General features: G+C 68.0%; 16 protein-coding genes. 8 read left to right on the top strand and 8 right to left on the bottom strand.

Features of this window, described 5'->3' with window-relative positions; genetic code table 11:
* The first annotated feature begins 16 nt into the window (after positions 1–16).
* Complete coding sequence (locus KXV01_RS00755; RefSeq protein WP_005408451.1) at positions 17–1015, top strand: polyprenyl synthetase family protein; 999 nt, start codon at positions 17–19, stop codon at positions 1013–1015.
* 209 nt (positions 1016–1224) lie between these two features.
* Here KXV01_RS00755 and KXV01_RS00750 read toward each other — a convergent pair whose 3' ends face one another.
* Positions 1225–2016, bottom strand: coding sequence for a dienelactone hydrolase family protein (locus KXV01_RS00750; protein ID WP_111096436.1), 792 nt, complete (start codon positions 2014–2016; stop codon positions 1225–1227).
* A 133-nt stretch (positions 2017–2149) separates the two neighbouring features.
* Between KXV01_RS00750 and KXV01_RS00745 the strand changes: the two genes are divergently transcribed.
* Complete coding sequence (locus KXV01_RS00745; protein WP_049411643.1) at positions 2150–2743, top strand: SMI1/KNR4 family protein; 594 nt, start codon at positions 2150–2152, stop codon at positions 2741–2743.
* 87 nt (positions 2744–2830) lie between these two features.
* Here KXV01_RS00745 and KXV01_RS00740 read toward each other — a convergent pair whose 3' ends face one another.
* The 4 genes from KXV01_RS00740 to KXV01_RS00725 form a co-directional block, all read right to left on the bottom strand.
* Positions 2831–3364, bottom strand: a complete 534-nt coding sequence (locus KXV01_RS00740) for a hypothetical protein (protein ID WP_111096437.1) — start codon at positions 3362–3364, stop codon at positions 2831–2833.
* Positions 3365–3470: 106 nt separating this feature from the next.
* Positions 3471–4880, bottom strand: coding sequence for a UDP-N-acetylmuramoyl-L-alanine--D-glutamate ligase (murD, locus tag KXV01_RS00735; protein ID WP_263467467.1), 1410 nt, complete (start codon positions 4878–4880; stop codon positions 3471–3473).
* Entirely contained in the window at positions 4861–6213 is a 1353-nt protein-coding gene (gene murL / locus KXV01_RS00730) for a UDP-N-acetyl-alpha-D-muramoyl-L-alanyl-L-glutamate epimerase (RefSeq protein WP_111096439.1), read from the bottom strand. The genes murD and murL overlap by 20 nt, the downstream gene beginning before the upstream one ends.
* Before the next feature lie 76 nt (positions 6214–6289).
* Complete coding sequence (locus KXV01_RS00725) at positions 6290–8884, bottom strand: bifunctional aspartate kinase/diaminopimelate decarboxylase (protein WP_049440238.1); 2595 nt, start codon at positions 8882–8884, stop codon at positions 6290–6292.
* Positions 8885–8959: 75 nt separating this feature from the next.
* Between KXV01_RS00725 and KXV01_RS00720 the strand changes: the two genes are divergently transcribed.
* On the top strand, positions 8960–9835 hold the full coding sequence (locus KXV01_RS00720; RefSeq protein ID WP_099495217.1) for a PhzF family phenazine biosynthesis protein: 876 nt from the start codon (positions 8960–8962) through the stop codon (positions 9833–9835).
* Between the two features lie 108 nt (positions 9836–9943).
* Complete coding sequence (locus KXV01_RS00715) at positions 9944–10822, top strand: PhzF family phenazine biosynthesis protein (protein ID WP_100477684.1); 879 nt, start codon at positions 9944–9946, stop codon at positions 10820–10822.
* A gap of 185 nt (positions 10823–11007) precedes the next feature.
* Here the strand turns inward: KXV01_RS00715 and KXV01_RS00710 are convergent, their stop codons facing one another.
* A complete protein-coding gene (locus KXV01_RS00710; protein WP_100477683.1) occupies positions 11008–11439 on the bottom strand; it encodes an OsmC family protein in 432 nt (143 codons plus the stop codon).
* A 373-nt stretch (positions 11440–11812) separates the two neighbouring features.
* Between KXV01_RS00710 and KXV01_RS00705 the strand changes: the two genes are divergently transcribed.
* The 4 genes from KXV01_RS00705 (at position 11813) to KXV01_RS00690 (ending at position 14087) form a co-directional block, all read left to right on the top strand.
* Positions 11813–12211, top strand: coding sequence for an HU family DNA-binding protein (locus KXV01_RS00705; RefSeq protein ID WP_005408442.1), 399 nt, complete (start codon positions 11813–11815; stop codon positions 12209–12211).
* A gap of 294 nt (positions 12212–12505) precedes the next feature.
* Positions 12506–12814 carry a DUF3861 family protein gene (locus KXV01_RS00700; RefSeq protein ID WP_263467466.1) on the top strand — a complete coding sequence of 103 codons (309 nt, stop codon included), beginning with the start codon at positions 12506–12508 and terminating at the stop codon, positions 12812–12814.
* Positions 12815–12870: 56 nt separating this feature from the next.
* A complete protein-coding gene (locus KXV01_RS00695) occupies positions 12871–13410 on the top strand; it encodes a hypothetical protein (protein WP_099495216.1) in 540 nt (179 codons plus the stop codon).
* 80 nt (positions 13411–13490) lie between these two features.
* The gene (locus tag KXV01_RS00690) at positions 13491–14087 is read left to right on the top strand and encodes a DUF1439 domain-containing protein (RefSeq protein WP_049440246.1); all 597 of its coding nucleotides are present in this window, start codon (positions 13491–13493) and stop codon (positions 14085–14087) included.
* A 72-nt stretch (positions 14088–14159) separates the two neighbouring features.
* On the opposite strand, the gene KXV01_RS00685 is transcribed toward KXV01_RS00690, so the two are convergent.
* The gene (locus tag KXV01_RS00685; RefSeq protein ID WP_099495215.1) at positions 14160–14702 is read right to left on the bottom strand and encodes a type 1 glutamine amidotransferase domain-containing protein; all 543 of its coding nucleotides are present in this window, start codon (positions 14700–14702) and stop codon (positions 14160–14162) included.
* Between the two features lie 121 nt (positions 14703–14823).
* The gene (locus KXV01_RS00680; RefSeq protein ID WP_012479369.1) at positions 14824–15291 is read right to left on the bottom strand and encodes an SET domain-containing protein-lysine N-methyltransferase; all 468 of its coding nucleotides are present in this window, start codon (positions 15289–15291) and stop codon (positions 14824–14826) included.
* Between the last annotated feature and the right edge of the window lie 41 nt (positions 15292–15332).

The raw sequence follows: 15332 nt of genomic DNA, 5'->3' as shown, positions 1-15332 counted from the left end.
CTGAAAGCCTGATCGCATGACCATCACCGAAGACACCCGTCCCGCCCTGGGCCTGCCCCAGATCCAGTCGCTTGCCGCGGCCGACATGGCCGCCGTCGACGCCCTGATCCGGCGCCGGCTGTCCTCGGACGTCGTGCTGATCAACCAGATCGCCGACCACATCATTTCCGCCGGCGGCAAGCGCCTGCGTCCGATGCTGGTGATGCTGGCCGGCCATGCGGTCGGCCAGGCCGGCCCGGAGCACCACCAGCTGGCGGCGATCATCGAGTTCATCCACACCTCTACCCTGCTGCACGACGACGTGGTGGACGAGTCCAGCCTGCGACGTGGCCGCAGCACCGCCAACGCGCTGTGGGGCAACGCGCCCAGCGTGCTGGTGGGCGACTTCCTGTACTCGCGCAGCTTCCAGCTGATGGTCGAGCTGGAGCGCATGCCGGTGATGCAGATCCTGGCCGATGCCACCAACCGCATCGCCGAGGGCGAAGTGCTGCAGCTGCTGCACGTGCACAATCCGGATACCGACGAAGCCGCCTACCTGCGCGTGATCGAGCGCAAGACTGCGGTGCTGTTCGCCGCCGGCACCCGCCTGGGCGCGCTGGCCAGCGGCGTGGATGAAGCGACCCAGCAGGCCCTGTTCGACTACGGCATGCACCTGGGCTACGCATTCCAGATCGCCGACGACGTGCTGGACTACTCGGCCAACGCCGAGGAGCTGGGCAAGAACCTGGGCGACGACCTCGCCGAGGGCAAGGCCACGCTGCCGCTGATCCACGCGATGGCCCACTCCGACGACGCGACCCGCGAACGCCTGCGCACCATCGTGCAGGACGGCGACGCCTCGGCGATGCCGGAAGTGCTGGCCGCGATCCGGGCTACCGGCGGCCTGGAGTACAGCCGCGCGCGTGCGGAAGAATATGCCGAAGCCGCCGAGCGCGCGCTCGATGGCCTGGGCGACAACGATGCCGTGGCCGCCCTGCGTGGTCTGGCGCGTTACGCGGTGCAGCGCTCGCATTGACCGGTAGTGCCGACCGTTGGTCGGCACTGAAACGGTCGCATTGACCGCATCTGGTAGTGCCGGCCGCTGGCCGGCATTGAAGCATCGGTAGGTGCCGACCGTTGGTCGGCACTGAAGCATCGGTAGTGCCGGCCGCTGTCCGGCATTCCCGATGACATCCGCAGCATCATGAGGTTGCCGGCCAGCGGCCGGCACTACCACTGCACGAATCAACGTTTCTCGAAGCGCTCCTCGAAGAACTCATCCAGTGCCTTCCACGCGCGCTTGGCCGCCCGCTCGTTGTACTGGCACCCCGGCGGGCTGCTGGCGTCGCGCTCGGCAAAGCAGTGCACCGCCCCGCTGTAGTTGGTGAACTCCCAATCGACCTTGGCCGCATCCATTTCCTTCTGGAACGCGGCGATGTCCTCGGCGGTCACGCTCTTGTCATCGGCCCCGTTGAGCACCAGCACGGACGGATGGGCGCCACCGGCCTGCGCCGGCAGCGGCGAACCCAACCCACCATGCAGGCTGACCACACCCGCCAACGGCGCGCCCGCGCGGGCCAGTTCCAGCACCGTGGTACCACCGAAGCAGAAGCCCACCGCACCGATCCGGCCGGCATCCAGCGGCACCTTCCCGGCCTGCGCCTTGAGCACGTTCACCGCTTCCAGCGCACGCGCGCGCAGCAGCGGCCGATCGTTGCGCAGCTTGGTCGCCACCGGCCCGGCCTCGGCATCGGTCTTCGGCCGCACACCCTTTCCGTAGACATCGGCCACCAGCACCACGTAATCATCGCCGGCCAGCTGTTTGGCCTTCTCGATGGCCGACTCGTTCACGCCTTTCCAGTTGGGCACCATCACCAGGCCAGGTCGCTGGTCATGCTCGCCATCGTCATAGACCAGCACGCCACTGAAGGTCGTGCCCTGGTGTTTCCACTCCACCGGCTGCGTCTTCATCGCCGCCCACGCTGGCATCGCCGCCAGCCCCAGCATCATCGCCACACCGCATCGCCAACGATTCATGCGCCTGCTCCGCAAGAAAAAGGGGACGGAGGGGATTAAGCCGTATTCGCCCCTCCCGCGTCGCATTCTGCATTGGCGGCGTGACGCAGGTGTGGTTGGATACGACTTAATCCCCTCCGTCCCCTTTTTTCGCATGAATCTTGTTGATCGCTTTCTGTCTGGCCTGATCCCGCGTTTGCCTGCCGAGGATGCCCCGCAGTGGGTCCACGTGCAGGGCGCCAGCGCTGAAGACCTGCAGCGCCTGCGTGTGCAGTGGCCGCAGGTGCCGGACAGCCTGGTGGAACTCCTATCGCGCGTGGATGGCACCCACTACCGGGAGTACCCCGGCGGCAAGGTCTGCGTACTGATGCTCGGCTCGGACGTGGAGGGCGGTGGCTACCCGTACTACCTGCGATCGGTCGCGCAGATCTTCGAGGACCAGCAGCGGTGGGACGACAGCATCCGTTCCATCTACGAAGAGTGGCTGGATGAGGAACCGGAGATTCTCGGCGAGGGCATCGACGCGGATCTGCCGATGAACCGCCGGCTGTGTTTCTCGCACTGCATGAACAACGGTGGCACGTCGATGCTGTACCTGGATTTCGATCCCGCGCCAGGCGGCACCGTCGGCCAGGTGGTGCGCTACCTGCACGATCCGGACAGCTATGCGGTCATTGCGCGGAGCTTCGATGTGTATCTGCAGCAGCTGATCGATGGCGATTACGCGTTCATCGATGAAGACGAATGAAGGCAGCCGAGCGTGGGCTCGGCTCTACAGTAGAGCCACGCCATGCGTGGATGAATTTCTCCGCAGGTTGCCGGCCAGCGGCCGGCACTACCCGCGCTCGATCCAATGCAACGTGCCCGGCATGAGCGCCAGCAGGTCCGCTGCGGCCAGCTGATTCCGCGGCCAGTGGCGTTCCGGCGGCTTCGGCTGCCGGGCACCTACCGAACCGTCGTAGTCGCGCACCAGCAGGCCGATGCGCGCGGCTCCGGCCTGCAACAGCGCGTCGATACGCTGCAACCACTGGCCGGCATCGTCCAGCGCTTCATCGCGGCGTGCCTGCTGATCCTGTTCATGCCGCGCCTGCTGCTCGGCCAGCGCGCGGGCGATCTTGGCTTCGCTCCAACCCTTCTTCCGCCAGCGCCCGGCATCGCCCTTCCACTCCCGCTCGGCCCGCGACGAGGCCAGCGCGGTACCGCAATCGCAGTGCGCGGCGCTCAGCCACGGCTGCCAGCCGGGCCCGACGGCCGCCTGCAGGCTGGGCGAATCCTGCGCGAACAGGCTCCGGCCGCTGCGCTGCATGATCGCGGCGGCATCGACCTGCGCAAACGACGCAGGAAGGAACAAGGTGATGAAGGTGCACATGCGGCTATCCGGGTCCGTCCGGGGGATGCGCCCCATGGTAACTCGCCGGGATCAGAGCCCTTTCCTGAGGAAAGGGATCCGACCCCGATCCGGCGGATCAGGCGGATCAGGCGATGCCCAACCCCGGAATCGCGCTGATGCTGTCCGGATCGAATCCGGCCAGTTCGGCGAAATGGCGGCCACGCGCCACGTAATCGCGGTAGGCCCCGAAGCTTGGCGCACCCGGCGACAGCAGCACCACCCCGCCCTGCGCGCCCAGCGCCGTGCGCGCCAGTGCCATCGCCTCGGGCAGATCAGCGGCGGCGTGCAGGCCGAAGCGACCGGCGTCGGCCAGCGGCTGCAGCATCGTGTGGATGCGCGGGCCGTTGCTGCCCATGGTCACGATCTCCACCGGCGGCACATCGTGCGCCATGTGCTGCATGAAATCGCTCCAGTCCAGGCCACGGTCGTGCCCGCCTACCAGCAGCGCAATGCGCTGGCCAGCGAAGCACTCCAGCGCTGCCAGGCTGGCGTGCGGCGTGGTGCTGATCGAATCGTTGATGTAGGTCAGGCCATCGGCCAGGCCAATCCGCTGCAGGCGGTTCGGCAGCGGGCGGAACTCCTGCACCGCCGGTGCCAGCGCCACGGCGTCAAGGCCCAGTGCTTCCAGTGCGGCCAGCACCGCGCACAGGTTGCCGCGGTTGTGGCGGCCCGGCAGCGGCGTGTTGCGGGTATCGAACACGGCCTGCTCACCGCGGTGCACGACATCGCCGCGCATGTGCCAGCCCTGCGGCTGGTTGAACCAGACCACCTCACTCTCGGGCAGCGACAGCGCGGCCAGGTGCGGATCGGCGGCATTGAGCACGGCAATGCGCGGCGCGGCTTCCGTCACCAGCCGCAGCTTGTCCTCGATGTAACGCTGTCCGCTGCCGTGCCAGTCCAGGTGTTCCGGGAACAGGTTCAGCACCACTGCCACCTGCGGGCGGGCGCCACTGCGCGCCACTTCACCGGTCTGGTAGCTGGACAGCTCGACGGCCCAGTACTCGGGCGCCGGCTGCGGGTCCAGCACTTCCAGCAGCGGCAGGCCGATGTTGCCGACCAGTCCGGTGCAATGCCCGGCGGCCCGCAGCAGGTGCGCGACCAGCGCGGTGGTGGTGCTCTTGCCCTTGGTGCCGGTCACGCACACGGTGTCGTGCACGATGCCATCAGCACCTGCATGCTCGGCAAACCACAGCGCAGTGCCACCGATGAAGGTGGTGCCCTGCTCCACTGCTTGCAGCGCGATCGGCTGGTAGGGACTGATGCCGGGCGATTTGATCACCACGTCGAACGCCGCCAGCGCCTCGGCCGACGGCTCACCACGAACGTCCAGCGCGCCCTGCGTTTCCGCACGCGCGGCCTCGACTTCGGCCGCCGGGCAGAACAGGCTCAGCGGCAGCGTGGGCAGTCGCTCACGCAGCACCGCAAACGCGGCGCGGCCCTCACGGCCCCAGCCCCACAGCGCGACGCGCTTTCCTTCAAGCTTCGAAATCTTCACGCACCCGTTCCCACAGCGCAGCCGGAACGCGGTGCTCGCCCTGCAGCTGCAGCAGCGGTGCCAGTTCCAGTTCGGCGGCATCCAGCTGCGGCTGGATCTCGTTGCAGAAGCGCTTCACCAGCACGTCTTCCTTCCATTCCGGGCGCTGCGCCAGGGTCGCCATCGCCGCACGCGATTCGCGGCCTTCGCCCACGCACTCGAACGGCTTGTGGTCCTGGAATTCCAGCAGCGCGTCGAAGCCAGCAGCCTGTTCGGCATCGTCCAGCAGGTTGCGGCCGAAGATGCGCACAAGGCGCGTCTTGGGCATGAACGGGGCCAGCGCCAGGAACACGAAATGGCACTTCGGGCAGACGCCGCACCAGCGGTTCACCGGGCGCTCGCCAAGAATGTGAAAATTGCGGTTGCAGCTGGAGAAGTGCGCGTCGTAGAAATCGGTCTTGGCGAACTGGCGGGCCACCGCCAGCTCGGACATCGGGCGCAGCAGCGAGTAGTACTGCAGGTCCGCCGCCACGTACTTCTGCACATGGCTGCCGAACGCCTGCTCGCAGGCCCAGCCCTTGGACCACTGGTGATTCACTTCGCCGGTGCCCGGAATCTGGCTGCCGTAGCTGGCCGAACGCTCGTTGGAGAACACGACCTGGTCCACGCCGTGCAGCAATGCGGCCAGCACCATGATTGCCGAGTTCACCACCGTCACCGGGATATGCCCGTTCCAGGCGCCCTGGCGGTTCAGCTCGAACAGTTCCGGTGCCAGCGTGCGGCCCAGGTTCAAGGTCGGCAGGCCAGTGCGCTCGGCGCACGCACGGATCAGCTGCGAGCCGCCGATCCAGGTCACCGTCTCGTCCACGCCGGCACGGCGCAGCGCTTCGATGCTGACCAGCGAATCCTTGCCGCCGCCGATGGCCACCAGCGCGTGCGGCTGCAGGCCCAGCGCCGGCGCCTGCACGGCCTCGCCCTGCACCGGCAACCGGAAGCGGCCACGCAGGTTCAGGCCGTTGCGGTAGGCGAATTCGCCCAGGCCGTTGAGGTAAATGGTCTCCACCAGCGCGGCGGTATCGGCATCGATGCTGTAGCTGTCGATGCTGACCGTATCCGGTACGCCGGCCTTGTAGTAGCTGACGCCGGCGATCAGGTGCAGCAGCTGCAGCGCGCGCTGCACCGCTGCCGCACGCGCCGGGTCCAGCACGAACGGGGCACCGGGCACGGTGATGGTTTCCACCATCTCCGGGCCGTCGTCGAAGGCGTAGACCAGCCGGGCCACGCCGGTATCCGCTGCGAAGTCGCAGCGGACGAAGCGGAAGCGGGAAACCTGGTGTTTGTCGAAAGCAGTCATGGTGTATCCGGTCAGGCACGGGCCCGCGTGAGGGCGCGGGGCGTGTCGGTGGGCGGGTGCAGGGCGCGCGCGGTGGTCATTCGATCACGTCTTCGCGCGGCAGCATCCGCTGGTTGTAGGTGTTGGCCATCACATAGCCGTAGGCACCGGCATCTGCGATCAGCATCACGTCGTCCGGCGCGGTCGACACCGGCAGCTTGCGGCGCTTGCCGAACACATCGCTGGATTCGCAGATCGGGCCGACCACATCGAACGCCGCTTCGGCATAACCGCCCTGGCGGCTGAGGTTCTCGATGTCATGCCAGGCGTCGTACAGCGCCGGGCGCATCAGTGCGTTCATGCCGGCGTCCAGGCCGACACGGCGCACGCCGTCCTTTTCCACCACCTGGGTGGCATGGGTCAGCAGCACGCCCGATTCGGCCACCAGGTAGCGGCCCGGCTCGATCGCCAGGCGGAATGCCGGGTGCAGTGCCTTTACCTCGGCCAGGCCCTCGGCCCAGGCGTCCAGGTCGAAGGGTTCGTCTTCGTCGCTGTACGGAATCGGCAGGCCGCCACCGATATCGATGGTCTGCACGCTGCCGATGCGGCGGGCGAAACCGGCCAGCTCATCGCACATCAGGCGCCAGTGCTGCGCGGTTTCCACGCCGCTGCCCAGGTGCGCATGCAGGCCCACCACGCGGCTGCCCAGTTCGGTGGCCGCGCGCACGAACTCGTCGACGCGGGCGATCGGCAGGCCGAACTTGGACTCCTTGCCACCAGTACGGACCTTGGCGTGGTGGCCCTCACCCCGGCCCAGATCGACACGCAGCCACAGCTCGCGGTTGCGGAACAGGTCCGGCCAGCGCTGCAGCGCTTCCACGTTGTCGACGGTCACGGTCACGCCCAGCGCGAACGCCGCCTCGTACTCGCTGCGCGGGCAGAAGCTGGGGGTGAACAGCACGCGCTTGGGCGACAGTTCCGGCAGGTGCTGGAACACATGCCTCAGCTCGCCATGCGACACGCACTCCAGGCCGAAGCCCTCCGCTTCCAGCAGCTGCAGGATGGCCGGGTGGCTGTTGGCCTTGATCGCGTAGTAGCGCTGGTCGATCGGCTTGATTGCGGCCAGTGCACGGGCGCGGGCGCGCACCGTCGGCAGGTGGTAGACGTAGCGCGGCGTACCGGCATCGGCCAGCTGCAGCAGGTGCGCACGCTGGCCGCGCCACCACGGCGTGCCGCGCGGGCGCACGGTGCCGGCAATCTCGCGCCAGCGCGGGCCGAACACTTCGGTCTCTTCCACCGGCATCGCGCCGCTGTCGATCAGCTCGGCGTGCAGGATCGGCAGCAGGCCATCGGCATCGGCCTCGTCGATGACGAAGGTCAGGTTCAGGTCGTTGGACGACTGCGAGATCATGTGCACGCGCTCACGGCCGAAGGTGGCCCACACGTCCGACAGCTTGTGCAGCAGCGACCGCATGCCACGGCCCACCAGGGTGATCGCCGCGCACGGCACGATCACCTTCACCTTGCAGATCTGCGACAGGTCGGCCGACAGCGCGGCCAGCACATCGGTGTTGACCAGGTTCTCGGACGGGTCCAGCGACACCGTGACGTTGGTCTCGGCCGAACCGATCAGGTCCACCGACAGGCCGTGCTTCTTGAACAGGTTGAACACATCGGCCAGGAAGCCGACCTGCTGCCACATCCCGATGCCTTCCATCGACACCAGCACGATGCCATTGCGGCGGCTGATCGCCTTCACCCCCGGCACCGGTGCGGCGCTGCCATCGATGCTGGTGCCCGGCAGTTCCGGGCGCTCTGTATCGAGGATGGCCATCGGCACGCCGGCATCGCGGCACGGCTTGATCGAGCGCGGGTGAAGCACCTTGGCGCCGGTGGTGGCGATTTCCTGGGCTTCGTAATAGTCCAGGCGGGTCAGCAGGCGCGCGTCCGGCACGTCCTTCGGATTGGCGCTGAACATGCCCGGCACATCGGTCCAGATCTCCACCCGGCTGGCGCCGAGCAGCGCACCGAAGTACGCCGCCGAGGTATCCGAGCCACCACGGCCGAGGATGGCGGTACCGCCATCGGCATGCCGCGAAATGAAGCCCTGGGTGATCAACAGGCGGGTCGGCTGCGCGCGGAAGCGCTGCATCCACTCCGCGTCGGCGCGCCACTGGCAGTTCACCGACAGCCGCTGCGACCAGTCGCTCTGGTTCGGCTGCGGCGGCATCGCGTCCAGCCACTGGCGGGCATCCATCCAGCCCATGTCCAGGCCCGAGGCGCGCAGATAGGCCGCACCCAACGTGGAGGACAACAGCTCGCCCTGGCCCAGCACTTCGGCCTGCCAATCCAGCGGACGGGTGGCCGCCCGCGCATCGTCGAGCAGGCCCTGCAGCGCCGCCAGCCGTTCGGCCAGCACCTCGCGGCCCAGGCCGAGTTCGGCCAGGAAGCCCTCATGGCGCTCGACAAGCGCTGCCACGCGATCACCGCTGTCCGGCGCGCCGTCGGCAATCGCGGTCAGTTCGTTGGTGACCCCGGACAGCGCCGATACCACCACCAGCACGCGCGATCCGGTCTCTTCCGCGCGTTTTTTCGCCAGCTTCCCGATCGTGTCCCAGCGGTGACGACGCGACACCGAGGTGCCGCCGAACTTCAGTACGATCCAACGATCGACAAGGGGGGAAGCTGACATGGATTGGCTATGTAGAATGTGGGGAGGCCGCCCTCGGGGGCGGAACCTTTGATTCTAAGCGCAATATCCCCGTAGATGGCCCTCCTTCGTTACCTGCAGCTCGATGTCTTCGCCCCCCGCCCCGGAACCGGCAATCCACTGGGCGCCATCCTGGACGCCGACGCGCTCTCCAGCAGCCAGATGCAGGCCCTGGCTGCCTGGCTGAACCTGTCCGAGACGGTGTTCTTCCTGCGCCCCACCGCGCCCGGCGCCGATTACCACATCCGCATCTTCACCCCGACCCGCGAGCTGGCGTTTGCCGGCCACCCCAGCGTCGGCGCCGCCTGGGCGGCGGTGACCTGCGGCCTGGCCCAACCGCGCGACGGCGCCCTGCTGCAGCAATGCGCGGCAGGGTTGCTGCCAGTACGGGTGAGCGGCCCGGCCGGGGCACTGGAGATCCAGCTGGCCAGCCCGCCGGCACGGCAACTGGACACGGAGGCAGGCGGAGCGCCCGCCGCGCTGTTGGCGCTCGCTGCCGACGGGCAGGTGCCGGAACTCTGGGACAACGGCGCACGCTGGTGGCTGCTGCCACTGCGCGATGCCGACGCCGTGCGCAGCCTGCTGCCGGACATGGCCGCGCTGGCCGACTGGAGCCTTGCCACCGATGCCACCGGCGTGGCGGTGTTCGCCGACGAAGCCGGCGCCGGCCATGCCCGCGTGGTGCGCGCGTTCTGCCCCGCCGATGCCCCCAGCGTGCCCGAGGACCCGGTCACCGGCAGCGCCAATGCGTTGATCGGCGCCTGGCTGACGCAGCACGGCGCCCTGTCCGGCGGCGGGGGCCGCTTTGTGGCCAGCCAGGGCCGCGAAGTCGGTCGCGATGGTCGCGTGCAGGTACAGGTCGATGCGCAGGGCACGGTGTGGATCGGCGGCCAGGTGCAGCCGGTCATCGACGGCCATATCCGTTGGCTGTAGAGCCGAGCCCACGCTCGGCTGCGGCCCACCACACGGCAGCCGAGCGTAGGCTCGGCGCTACAGCGGCGGGTTAAGCTGCGCGCCACCCGATCCTGGAGTTTCGCCCCGATGACCACCCGCCGCTTCCTGCAGCTGGATGTGTTCTCCCCGCGCGCCGGCGCTGGCAACCCGCTGGCCGTGGTACTCGATGCCGACGGCCTGGACACCGCCAGCATGCAGGCCATCGCACGCTGGACGCGCCTGCCCGAGACCACCTTCGTGTTCCCGCCCCAGGCCGCCGGTGCCAGCTACCGGCTGCGCATGTTCAGCCCGCAGAAGGAAGTGCCGTTCGCCGGCCACCCCAGCGTCGGCACGGCGCATGCGGTGCTGCAGGCAGGCCTGGCCACACCGATCGACGGCGTGCTGGTGCAGGACGGCATTGCCGGTGTCCTGCCGCTGCGCGTCAGCGGTGAGGGCGCGCAGCGGCGCATCGCCATCCGCACACCGCGCGCGCAGTTGGCGGAGACCGCTGAAGCCACCGATCCGCGCCTGCTGGCAGCACTGAAGGACTGGCCACTGGGCTCGCTGCCGCCGGCGCGCATGCAGGGCGGACGCAGCTGGTGGGTGGTACAGGTGGCCGATGAAGCAGCACTGCGCACCCTGCGCCCGGACTGGGACGCGGTGGCTGCGCTGGCCGAGTCCACCGACAGCATGGGCGTGTTCGCCTATGCCTTCAGCGATGGCAGTGAGGGATTCGATCTGGCCGTGCGCGCTTTCGTCGGCAATGGTCGGCGCTTCGAAGACGCCGCCTCGGGGGCCGCCAATGCAGTGCTGGCCGCGTGGCTGGACCTGCGCGACGCGCTGCCACGTGGCCGTGCACCGTTCGAAGTCAGCCAGGGCCGCGAAGTCGGCCACGATGCGCGCCTGACCCTGCGGGTCGACGAGGACGGCGAGGTCTGGTCGGGCGGCCAGGTGCAGACCGTCATCACCGGCACCCTTGATTGGTGATCGCGCTGGCGGGTGGTAGAGCCGAAGGCAGCGGCAGGAGCCGCTGCCAACGTCGGACGCGACGGCCCGGAGGGTGGCGGCCAGGAAGGCCGCCATAATGCTGGCCGGCTGCTGCATGGACCTCGGCATGCTGCATGGACCTCGGCATCATGCGGTTGCCGGCCAGCGGCCGGCACTACCTTGGCTCAGCCCAGCTCGGCTTCCAGGCTGATCGGCACCGCGCTCAGCGCCTTGGATACCGGGCAGTTCTGCTTGGCGTCATCGGCAATGGCGCGGAACTGCGCCGCGTCGATGCCAGGCACCACCGCCTTCACCTTCAGGCGGATCTGCGACAGCTGCGGACCGCCTTCCAGCGACAGGTCGACCTTGGCTTCGGTGTCCAGCGAGGTCGGGGTGAAGCCCGCTTCGCCGAGCTTGGCCGACAGCGCCATGGTGAAACAACCCGCGTGCGCGGCGGCAATCAGCTCTTCCGGATTGGTCCCCTTTTCGTCGCCGAAGCGGCTGTTGAAACCGTAGCGGGTCTTGTCCAGCAGCCCACTCTGCGGCGTGTTCAACTGCCCCTTGCCCGTCTTCAGATCGCCTTCCCAGTGCGCGGTGGCGTGTCGCGAGATTCCCATTGTGCTGCTCCTGCGTGGCGGTGATGAATGGCTACCCTCGCACGCCACGCGTTAGCCCTGCGTCGCTCCGCCGCACGCCGGACGTCGCCCCCCGAGCCCGGCGCGTGGACACTTCCTCGCCAGCCCGGAACGCATTTTCCTCTTGTTTTCAGTGGTTTCGCGCATTCCACCAATCGGCGGGCGCCGGCGATCGAACACGCTGGCGTGCCCCCATCCCCCATTGCCGACCATGTACTGAATCGGCCTGGATATGAAAAAACATGCACTTTCCGCGCTTCGGGCTATTGGCGGCGCCCAAGAGTTGCCCTACATTGCGCTTGCCGACGGGGTTCGGCGCCGACCAAACAACCAACCGTTCACGGAACAGGAAACCATGGCAAAGACCGCTAAGAAGGCTGCCCCGAAGAAGGCAGTGAAGAAAGTCGCGACGAAGGCAGCCGCCAAGCCGGCCGCTCCGAAGCCGATCAAGGAAGTGCTGACCAAGTCCGGCCTGGTTGCACACATCGCTGAAGCCTCCGGCGTCGTCGCCAAGGACGTCCGCGCTGTGCTGGCCTCGCTGGAAAGCGCCGTCGCCTCCTCGGTGCACAAGAAGGGCGCTGGCTCCTTCACCCTGCCGGGCCTGCTGAAGATCACCACCGTCAATGTGCCGGCCAAGCCGAAGCGCAAGGGCATCAACCCGTTCACCAAGGAAGAGCAGTGGTTCGCCGCCAAGCCGGCCACCACCAAGCTGAAGGTGCGTCCGCTGAAGAAGCTGAAGGACGCTGCGCTGTAAGCGCGCGCCCCAACGTGGATTCCGACGGGACGGCTCTGGCCGTCCCGTTTTTTTTTGCGTGCCCGGCGGTGGATCCACGCCATGCGTGGATGCGTCGCGCTGCGGCAATCCGCAACACAGCGTTGCCGCCTCCCCGGGAATGCCCGTACAGGCCCGTCACCACGGGCCGAGCGCGGCCTGGGCAGGTGCTGGAACGTACCGGGTGGAACACTGCGTGCAGCGCCGGCCGTCGCCTCAGGCCGTGGCCTTGCCTATGGTGGGCACATCCTCCACAGCTACGGCGAGCACACCCTCATGGCCAGCCCCTCCACCCGCTACCGGATCTCGGTGACCCCCATCGAAAAGGACGGGCTGCAGTGCACAGGGCGCTGCACCATCGAACTGGAGCATCGCGCCAGCCGCGACCTGATGCGCCTGCTGGAGGCGGCCCCGCGTACCGCCGGTATCAGCGGCGACGAGCGTGCGACCCTGGTGATCGCCACCCAGCTGCTGCGCGATATCGTGCAGCGCCATGCCGAGACCGGCGGCCACGCACTGGCGGCCATCGCCGGCCAGGTCCTGCCAGCGCTGGACGCTCTGGATCAGCTGCGCTCCTCCCGCTGATCCCGGCGCAATCGCTACACTGCCGCCCTCCAGGTTGCCTCGGGGAGGAGGCAGACATGCGCAGGATCCTGTTGCTGATCGCACCCCTGGTGCTGCTGGGCTGTTCACGCCCGGCAGCACAGACGACCGGCGACATCGCGGCAGCGTCCGCCCCCGTCGCTGCCACCGCAGCGGCGGACACCCGCACCGGCCCCGATCCCGCAGCAGTGCAGGCAAGTGAAATGCCGGTGCTGTCTGCTGTCGCCGACGATGCCGAGCCGCCATCGACGATGCTCAACCGCTACGTAGCGGCGTTGCTCAACCGCGACCGCGCCGCCAGCGATGCCGCCTGGACGATCCCGCCCAGCGACCCGCGGCATGCGGACGACGCCGCGCTGCGGCAGCTGCAGGACCTGCGTACCCTGCGCCTGCAAAGCGATCCCCCGGTCGCCCGCGATGATCGGCAGCCACCGCAGCTGCTTGAAGTGCCGGTGCAGATCCGCGCAGTCACCGCCAACGGTACGTTCCGCTTCGGTGGCTGGTACCGCGTGCAACCCAGCAGCGACGGCAGCGCCTGGCAGATCCAGTCGGCGCAACTGCGTCCAATGCTGGACTGAACGTTACAGCCGCATGCACGCGCGATTCAGCCTGCACCGCTACTCTTTGATCCATCCATTCCCTGCCATCGGTCACCGCCATGCGCCTGCGTTCCCTGATGACCCGCCTCGCTGCCTCCACCGTACTGATCGCCGCTGCGATCGGCGCGCAGGCGGCTCCCTCCATTTCCGGCCGCGAACTGTCGGTGGGTGCCAGCGACGTCCAGCAGTACCTCGATGGCAGCTTCCCGCGCACCCAGGACGCCCTTGGCGGCCTGATCTCCCTGACCATGAGCCATCCTCAGCTGAGCCTTCCGGCCGGCGAGCGCTTGAACCTGGGCATGGACGTGGCATTGGCCACCGCCGGCGGCAACCCGGCCAGGCTGGGTACGGTGAAGCTCAGCAGCGGCCTGCGCTACGACGCGCAGACCCAGGGCTTCCACCTGCAGCAGCCCAGCGTGGACGACTTCACCCCGGCCAACGAGGGCGGCCGCCTCGACTCACGCACCCGTGGCCTGCTCAATGCCTGGCTGAGCGACTACGCCCAGCGCGAACCGATCTACAAGCTGGACCCGGCCGTGGCCGGGGTGCTCGGCGCGCTGCAGGTGCAGGCGGCACAGGTGAAGAACGGCAAGCTGGTGGTCACCTTCAACCAGAACCTGGGCAACCTGGTGCCGGCAGGCCTGCTGGGCAAATAAGGGAGTGCCGGCCAGCGGCCGGCACGCTTGTCACTTGTGTGCCGGCCAGCGGCCGGCACTACCGGCAAGGCATCACGCGGCAAGTGCCTTGACCACCGCCTCGCTGAAGGCGGGAATGTCATCCGGCTTGCGGCTAGTGATTACGTTGCCGTCGACCACGACCTCGGCATCGCGCCAGTTCGCACCTGCGTTGGCCAGGTCCTGCTGAAGGGAGGGCCAGGAGGTCAGCTGGCGGCCATCTGCCAGCCCGCTGTTGATCAGCAGCCATGGGCCATGGCAGATCGCCGCGACGGGCTTGCCGGCTTCATCCACTGAGCGGATGAAGCTGAGTACCGCGTCGTCGGTGCGCAGTGTGTCCGGATTGATGACGCCTCCGGGCAGCACCAGGGCATCAAAGCCCGCCGGATCCGCCTCGTCCAGCGGAATGTCGACCGCGACGGCGTCGCCCCAGTTCTTCTCCTTCCAGCCCTTGATGGTCGCTTCCTTTGCGGGCGACACCACGCTGACGCGCGCGCCTTCCGCTTCCAGCAGCCGTTTGGGCTCGGTCAATTCGGACTGTTCAAAGCCGTGGGTCGCGAGGATTGCGATCTGCTTGCCCTTCAATCGCTCTGCCATGGGTGCACTCCAGTTGGGGAGTGCACAGCGTGGACGAACGGCCCTTGCACGGCGGTGACCCTGCCGTGCACGGCAGGTGGAGAGGACCCCTGCCGGCCAGCGGCCGGCACTACCGGAAGGATCAGCGCTTGGGCTGCAGCATGGTGCCGGTGCACTTGGGCGAGCCGCAGCGGCATTCCCAGATCTTCTTCAACTTGGCGGTGTGACGCTCGGCCAGGGTGATGCCGTAGTTGTAGGTCAGCTCCTCGCCAGCCTTGATATCGCGCAGCGCCTCGATGAACACCTTGTCGCCGCGGCTGTCGCCGTCCTCATCTTCCTCGATCACCGCCTCGCAGTTCGGGTCGCAGCTGTGGTTGATCCAGCGCGCGTCGTTGCCCTTGTAGTTGGCATCGATCACCCAGTCGTCATTGAGGGTGAACAGGAAGGTATGGCCGCTTTCGACATCGCCGCTGTCATCGGCATCAACGTCGCCGTGGCTGCGCAGCAGGCCCTTGTACTGGATCACGCGCTCGCCCTGCTTGATCGGGGCGACGGCGAACACGCCATTGCCATGGATGGCGGACTTGCGGGCTTGGATCTTCTTCGGCATCGGCACGGGCTGTTTGCAGCGAATGGAACAGGGATTCTCGC

Source organism: Stenotrophomonas sp. Ps181, assembly GCF_025697425.1.
GTDB classification, from domain to species: domain Bacteria; phylum Pseudomonadota; class Gammaproteobacteria; order Xanthomonadales; family Xanthomonadaceae; genus Stenotrophomonas; species Stenotrophomonas sepilia.
Note: the sequence above shows the minus strand (reverse complement) of the source record. Positions and strands in the feature narration are given on the sequence as shown.